Origin of the sequence: Cohnella silvisoli (genome assembly GCF_021190915.1) — a bacterium.
Classification (GTDB): Bacteria; Bacillota; Bacilli; order Paenibacillales; family Paenibacillaceae; genus Cohnella; species Cohnella silvisoli.
Genome location: NZ_JAIOAP010000038.1, coordinates 1 through 1,432, shown reverse-complemented (window position 1 = coordinate 1,432; position 1,432 = coordinate 1). Strand labels below are relative to the sequence as shown.

1 protein-coding gene is annotated in these 1,432 nt (G+C 50.8%); it reads left to right on the top strand.

All coding sequences use genetic code 11. The features are described 5' to 3' along the window. The first annotated feature begins 74 nt into the window (after positions 1-74). Positions 75-1,358, top strand: a complete 1,284-nt coding sequence (locus K7P76_RS32955; protein ID WP_232190341.1) for an ISNCY family transposase — start codon at positions 75-77, stop codon at positions 1,356-1,358. Positions 1,359-1,432: the final 74 nt, after the last annotated feature.

Here is a 1,432-nt window from a genome sequence, read left to right as displayed (position 1 = left end):
TGTTGTTGTGCTGTGATAATGTCACCCTATAACTGTTCTGAGATAATGTCACTATGGGACAGGAGACAGTGACATTGACCAGAGCAGAGATGAAGAAGGTATTAGTGGTGGAGAAGATCTTTGGGGGACAGATGACGAACAGTGAAGGAGCAGCAGCATTAGGTCTTACGAACAGGCAAGTCATTCGACTGAAGAAACAATATGATGCAGAAGGAGCAGAAGGACTTACGCACAAGAACCGAGGAAGAACACCAAAGCACGCATTATCGGAGGCGGTGAAAGATCAAGCGGCAAAGTTATACACAGAGAAGTACCACGGGAGCAACAACTGTCATTTTGCTGAGCTCTTAGAGGAACATGAAGCCGTGAAACTTAGCAGTTCTAGTATCCGGCGTATATTGCTCGCAAAGGACATCAAGCAAGTCAGAAAGAGACGCCGCAGTAAGGCTCACCAGCCACGAGAGCGTAAACCGCAGGCAGGCATGCTGTGGCAGATCGACGCCACTCCCTATGCCTGGCTGGAGGATCGCGCGCCAGTCTTCGCGCTGCACGCCGCGATCGACGACGCTACAGGCACAGTAGTAGGCGCCGTATTCCGTCCTAACGAATGCCGCGAGGGCTATTCTCTTGTCATGCAGCAGGGCATCAAAATGTATGGTGTACCCCTCGGCCTTTACAGCGACAGGCACACCATCTTCCGCTCGCCTAACGAAAAGCTGACGGTCGAGCAAGAATTGGCCGGTGAGACGAAGCCGCTCTCTCACTTCGGCAAGGCAATGGCGGAACTCCATATCGAGCATATCAAAGCCATAACGCCCCAGGCAAAGGGGCGTGTAGAACGGCTGTGGGTGACGTTCCAAGATCGCCTTGTCATTGAGTTACGGCTGCTTGGCGTGAAGACGCTGGAGGAAGCCAACGAAGCCTTGCCGGGCCTGCTTCAGAAGCACAATCGCAAGTTCGCAGTTCAGCCCAAAATGGCCGATTCAGCCTACGTAAAATACGATGCACATATCAATTTGAATCATGTATTTACCATTCGCAAGCCAAGACAACTCGGGCATGGAAACACGCTCTCACACAACGGAATAATCTATACGTTTGCCAAACCTAATGCATTCCGGTTCGATGCCAAAACAACTGTTGAAGTCCGTCAAACCCTGTCAGGCGATGTCCTGATATGGCACAACGGGCATGCACTTCCGTTGAAGGAAACGGAGAAGCCCAAGCGCGTGACAGATACAAAAAAGGCGATGCCTGCGCAGCCACGCAAACCCGCCGACAACCATCCTTGGAGGAATGGCTGGAATCAAAAGCAAGTAAAGAATACCACAAAATCAACGACAGTCCAAGCCACCTAACGGTGGTTTGGAAACACCGTAAAAGTGACATTTTCTCGGAAGAGTTAAGGTGACATTTTCTCAGCAAATTGACA